The following is a 6,386-nucleotide window of genomic DNA, read 5'->3' on the forward strand; positions in this document are numbered from 1 at the left end:
ATGATCGGCTTAAAGAAGAACATTTGGACGCTATATCTGACACTTTTTACCATCAGTGTCGGTTTGTTCTCTCTGTTTGGTCATTATCATTATCAATCCATACTCGATAAATACAAAGACAAGCAGCTCTTGCAATTAGAGCTGTTTGCTTCATCTGTACAGTCACTGTTTAAAGGACAAGAAACCTTACTGGAAGTTGTCGGTCACCAATTGATTGAACAGAACGACTTTACTCGAACCGCCTCATTGCAAATGCGACCTCTTCTGGATGAGCTGATGGATATCCACCCAGCGATCGCCGCATTTGGTCTTACAAACCCACAAGGCGATTATTTAGCGATAAGCTCGAATCTGGACCTACAAAAACTGCGTAACTTGAAGCAAGATCCTCAAACAAGAGGAACGTTTGAAGCCGCACTACAGTCTGATCACATGGTGGTTGGTAGAACTTACTTTATGCCTGCGCTCGACTCTCTTGTTATCCCCATCCGAAAAGCTATTCGAGATAAAAATGGTAAGGTTCTCGCGGTGATGACGGCGGGTTTCAACATGAACTCCTCTTTGGTTTTTCGAAGCGACGTTCACGCAAATGAACACAATCGAGTGTCATTAAATCGTGAAGATGGTTATCTAACCTTTACTTCGGCTGAACAAGCAAACCTCAACAGTTACAGCCATCCTGCTGACGGGCATACCAAGGCTATCGTTTTCGAACAGATCGAAAACAAGTATGGATGGAGCCGAGATACAGTCAGAACACTTGCAAGCGCAGTAAACATTGTTGCTGATGACCCAAGAATTAATCAACTGGTCACATTGAAATACCTACCAGATTATAAACTTTGGGCATCGTCTTCGACGGATCTTCGGTATATCCAGAGCGGTTTTTTCGATCAGTTCGCACTATACTCGCTCGTGTTCCTATTTATTCAAGGTGGGTTCTATGCGCTGGTTCGTTCCATTGCGAATAATGAATTGGGTACCCGACGAAAGCTCTTATATCAAGCGCATCATGACCACCTCACGCTACTCCCAAATCGAGAATATCTGCGTGCACATATTGGACACTGGGTGAATGGCTCAGCCACGCCATTTAGCCTGATGTTTATCGACATCGATAACTTTAAATCCGTGAATGACACCCATGGTCACGAATTTGGGGATGAGGTATTGAAGCTGATCGCACAACGCTTAAAGACCTTTGGTTGTGATGGTCGTCTGATCGTTCGAGAAGCAAGTGACGAGTTTATACTGCTTGTTAACCAAACCGACGAAGGTACGGTGAGAGCGTTGGCAAAAGAGCTGATCAATTACCTATCCGAACCCTACTTAGTTCAAGAAAACCAATTTCTGTTGAGTTGCAGCGTCGGTATTGCTCTTTACCCTTCTCACGGTCAAAACTTAGATGCCTTGCTTCGTTCTGCAGATATCGCTATGTATCAAGCAAAAAAAGAGCGCAATGCATACAGTATTTTTGACCAACAAATGCAGGCAAAACACCTTCACAAGATGAAGATGGAACAACGTTTAAGGCTAGCGATAGAACGACAAAATCTATTCTTAGTTTATCAACCGCAATTGAACGTTAATGGCAAAATTTATGGTGTTGAAGCCTTGGTGCGTTGGCAAGATGAAGAGCTTGGGTTCGTCCCACCCAATGAGTTTATCCCAGTAGCGGAGAGTTCAGGTCTGATGGTGAGATTGGGGGAGTTGATTATCGAGAAAAGCTTGATCGACATGGCTCGCCTTACGAAAATGGCAGCGCAGCCAATTCAGATGTCGATTAATATCTCGGTAAAACAGTTTATTCAAATAAACTTCATTGACGACTTAGTGGCGTTAATAGACAAATACAAAGTCGATCAACACCGCATCACGCTTGAAATCACTGAGAACTTATTCATTGAAGACCTCGATAAGTTCGCACCTATTTGTGAGCGCTTGCATGCGCTCGGTTTTAAAATCTCTCTCGACGATTTCGGTACCGGGTACTCTTCCCTCTCGATGCTAAGAGCACTTCCGATTGATGAAGTCAAAATTGACAAGAGCTTTATTGATAATATCGAAGATGATGAAAAAGCACTTAACATGGTGCAAAACATCATTGCGATTGGTAAGAACTTTGGCATGAAAGTTCTCGCGGAAGGCGTAGAGACTCGTCAGCAACGTGATCAGTTAGCCGCGTGTGGCTGTGACTTGATTCAAGGATATTTCTACTCTAAGCCATTACCTTTCAAACAATTAATCGAATTCTCTGAGCAAAACCAAAATGAAAAAGCCGTCGCAGAATAACGACGGCTTTAAGAACAAACAATAATGTGACGTTTTACAGATTAATTCTGCATTTCCTTATACATCACTTCAACAAGCTCGCCTTTCGGATCACCTGATAGCTCCCACGTAAAGATGCCACCAAGATTCGTTTGCTTTGCCCAATCCGCTTTGGCTTTGATAGAGCGTTGATCTTCGAATGAAATGAACACTTTTTTCTCAGGGTTCCATAAATAAGGGGCTTGAGATTGTTCATCGTACTTATATTCGTAACCTTGTTTTGCGCTGTAGTTCTTCATAAGGTCCCAAAACATGAAGTAGCCATTCTCACCAGTACCAAACTGCGCGCCTTTCTCTGACAATAAATCTTGAGTTGGTAAACCACCGGAGAAATCTTTGGTTCCTTGCCAACCGCGACCATAAAACGCGGCACCAATCACCAACTTCTCACTAGGAATACCCAGCTCAATCATTTGATTAATGAACACGTCAGCGCCCATGCCCCACCAACTGCGGTCAGTGGCATGCAAGTTTGTTGTGTGCCCTGTTTGTTGTCCCCAACCACCAAGGAAGTCATACGTCATGGCAAACATATTGGTTAAGTAGGGCTGCGCCGCTTTCCAATCAATGCCCGCGGCTTTTGGACCAACACCCACTGCTGTTGAAAGCTCGTACTCGCGCTTGGTCTTTTTCGCTAACGCGTCTAAATCACCACGCATAGTCTTAACTAGGTAAGTGAAGGCGTCACGCTCTTGTGCTTTTTGCTCATCCGTCAGCTTGGTATCTGGGTTCCAAGGAGACGTAGTCAAGCCGCCACCCCCTGGATACTCCCAATCCAAGTCAATACCATCAAAGAAATCGTATTGAGCAATCAGCTCGACTGCTGTTTTAGAGAACTGATCCATCGCTTGCTGGTTTTTTGCCATCGCGTGGAAAGGTTCAGACATGGTCCAACCGCCAAAAGAAGGGAGAATTTTCAGTTCAGGGTGTTGCTTCTTAAGTTCGGCTAATTGAGCGAAGTGCCCTTTATATGAAACGCCGACAGAGACCGGACCAAAGTCTTTTTCAAGTGCCGCCTCGGTATCAACCAGAATCGCGGTATACGGCTCTTTACCTTCACACTGTTTTGCGACCAGTTTTTGCACAGTTTCTGAGGCACCAGTGTGAGGACCACACATGCTCAAAAACGCGTAGATAATATGAGTTAGGTTATCAGCCGGAATATCTTTAACCGTATAAGGGTTGTCTGCATTTGCATACTGCCAGTCAGCAAAATAGCCTGCGACGACTTTTTGCTCGGCGTGCGCTATGCCCGTTAACCCCGTAAATAAAGCAGCTGCGAGAAGTGTCTTTTTCATCGTTTCCTCCAGAGTAATTAACTACAAATTACTCCTGAGGATTATTTTTAACTTGGAAACGAAATCAGGTTGCGAGTCATTTATAAATCCTCATCACCTGATTACATAGTTTGCATATTATTTGTGCTAAACCTCTGATGCACTGTTGCCGTGCATCTGCTCATCCAAGTTAAGAACCGTCAGTGCGTTACTTACGCTGGTTGCAATCACATCAATGGCTCCGGTTCTTAACGCTCCAAGTAGCGCCAATGGCTTACTGTTTTCAGCTGCAATCGCAATCACTTCTGCAATAGGTCTAAATTCTTCAATACCCAAGCCTATGACACGGTCACTCATCACCGTATTTGCTACGTTGCCGTGAATGTCAAAGAAGTCATAACCGGCAAAGTCCCCTACGACACCTTGCATCAAGCGAGATTGAACCACTTCATCTGGAGTGAACCAACCAAGGTCAACCATGTAGCTGTTTTCACTCATATCACCGATACCAACGAGGGCGACATCCGCTTTGCGCGCCAAATCCAGGGTTTGCTTAACCGTGGCATTTTGCATAAAGGCGACCTTCTGCTCGCGGTTTTCAGCATAGGCAGGCGCGTATAGGGTTTCCGATGTGCCGCCGTATTTCTTGGCAAATTGTCGACATATATGGTCGGCGTTGAACATACCGCCACGAGGGTGAATCCCGCCGATACCGCACACAAATTTACAATCGCGCGGCGTAATAACACCAATGTGGTGAGCCACAGAAGATACGTTACGCCCTTGTCCTACCGTCACCACCATGCCGTTCTTAAGAGTACTCGTCAGGTAATTAGAGACTAAACCAGAAACTTGCAGGCGTTGCGCTTCTTCATTAGGTTGATCCAAAGCAACCAGCGCTCGCTTCACACCAAAGCGTTCGATGAGGCGCTGCTCTATCTTGGCACTGAACACAGGGTGATATTTTACGGTAATCTCAACAATGCCTTCGTCACGAGCCTGTTTCAGCATTCGCCCAACTTTGGCACGTGATATGGAAAATTTTTTCGATATCTCTTCTTGTGTCGCACCATCTTGATAATAAGCAACGGAGATCTCCGTCAACAAGTCTGTACTTTCAATAGAAATATCTTGGTTAGAACTGCTCATGATTTTTCTCGCCCTTTTAGAGGATCGACATTGTATGCATTAGTGAGCATCTGCTCATTGACTTAGCATATGTTACCTACCAATTTTACTGCGACATTTGCTCACTGCAATGACATTTTCTCACTATGTCTTTTTATTAATTTCACTGCTGCTCAAGCCTTGAACAATAAGGGCAAACGTTTATTTGGGTCACGCTCTGAACACACAGCAAAAAAACGTTGATGAACTTCACTTAAAGTCGGTTTCGACGATTGACTTTCAGCATGGATAGGATAAATATGGATTCATCATTTACTCAGCTACCGATCAAATGTTCAAAGCAAATGTTCGGTACCGAAATTTTCCGTAGTTGGCTGAGCAGATGTCTCGTTAATTATGATGAGACGATTAGCCGACACGCTTGCAAATGCACAAGCTGTGGTACTCAAAACCACACTTAAGCCCATTTATATAGGATGATCGATTATGAGCAACAAGTTAGAGCAACTTCGTAAACTAACAACTGTAGTAGCGGACACTGGTGAAATTGACGCAATCAAAAAGTACCAACCTGAAGATGCAACAACGAACCCATCTCTTATCCTAAAAGCGGCTCAAATCGAAGAGTACGCACCTCTAATCGACGCTTCTATCGAATACGCAAAAGCACAAAGCAACGACAAAGCACAACAAGTACAAGACACTTGTGACATGCTTGCAGTAAACATCGGTAAAGAGATCCTAAAAACTATTCCTGGTCGTATCTCTACAGAAGTAGATGCTCGTCTTTCTTACGACACAGAAGGCAGTGTTGCTAAAGCGCGTCAACTTGTAAAAATGTACAACGACGCAGGCATCACTAACGACCGTATCCTAATCAAACTGGCTTCTACTTGGGAAGGTATTCGCGCTGCAGAGATCCTTGAAAAAGAAGGCATCAACTGTAACCTAACGCTTCTATTCTCTTTCGCACAAGCTCGTGCATGTGCTGAAGCAGGTGTATTCCTAATCTCGCCATTCGTTGGTCGCATCATGGACTGGTACAAAGCGAAAGAAGGTCGTGACTTCGAAGCTTCAGAAGATCCAGGTGTAATCTCAGTAACAGACATCTACAACTACTACAAAGACTACGGTTACAACACGGTTGTTATGGGCGCAAGCTTCCGTAACATCGGCGAGATCCTAGAACTTGCTGGCTGTGACCGTCTAACTATCGCTCCTGCTCTTCTTGCTGAGCTAGAAGCTGCTGAAGGCGAAGTTGTAGAGAAGCTAGTTGATTCTAAAGGTTCTAAAGAGCGTCCAGCTCCAATGTCTCACGCTGAGTTCCTATGGGAGCACAACCTAGACGCAATGGCTGTTGAGAAAGTAGCTGAAGGTATCCGTAACTTCGCGGTTGACCAAGGCAAACTAGAAGACATGATCGCAGCTAAGCTTTAATTGCTTACCAAAAGCGAGTAGCCAGCCTACTCGCTTTTAGCATCAACGCTTTATTCAAAAAATTCTATTTGAACTTGTTCCGACGAGTTCCCTCTATTTAAATCAAATATCGAGAAGTAACTACTATGGATCGCTCTCTTCTAACACGAAAGTATCTAGCTAATGCAATCCGTGCACTAAGCATGGACGGTGTTCAACAAGCTAACTCTGGTC

At 44.4% G+C, this 6,386-nt stretch carries 4 protein-coding genes; 2 read left to right on the plus strand and 2 right to left on the minus strand.

Features of this window, described 5'->3' with window-relative positions; all coding sequences use genetic code 11:
* Positions 1-2,292 (plus strand): bifunctional diguanylate cyclase/phosphodiesterase, encoded by a 2,292-nt coding sequence (locus VHA02S_RS16390; protein ID WP_038897474.1) that lies wholly within the window; start codon positions 1-3, stop codon positions 2,290-2,292.
* 41 nt (positions 2,293-2,333) lie between these two features.
* Here the strand turns inward: VHA02S_RS16390 and VHA02S_RS16395 are convergent, their stop codons facing one another.
* Both VHA02S_RS16395 and VHA02S_RS16400 read right to left on the minus strand, forming a co-directional pair.
* Positions 2,334-3,629, minus strand: a complete 1,296-nt coding sequence (locus tag VHA02S_RS16395; RefSeq protein ID WP_038897475.1) for a glycoside hydrolase family 18 protein — start codon at positions 3,627-3,629, stop codon at positions 2,334-2,336.
* Between the two features lie 126 nt (positions 3,630-3,755).
* Entirely contained in the window at positions 3,756-4,757 is a 1,002-nt protein-coding gene (locus tag VHA02S_RS16400) for a sugar-binding transcriptional regulator (RefSeq protein ID WP_005452372.1), read from the minus strand.
* A 465-nt stretch (positions 4,758-5,222) separates the two neighbouring features.
* On the opposite strand from VHA02S_RS16400, the gene tal reads away from it, so the two are divergent.
* Positions 5,223-6,173: a transaldolase gene (gene tal, locus VHA02S_RS16405; protein ID WP_005425862.1), complete on the plus strand. Its 951-nt coding sequence runs from the start codon at positions 5,223-5,225 to the stop codon at positions 6,171-6,173.
* Positions 6,174-6,386 lie beyond the last annotated feature (213 nt).

Source organism: Vibrio harveyi NBRC 15634 = ATCC 14126 = KCTC 12724, assembly GCF_001591145.1.
Classification (GTDB): Bacteria; Pseudomonadota; Gammaproteobacteria; order Enterobacterales; family Vibrionaceae; genus Vibrio; species Vibrio harveyi.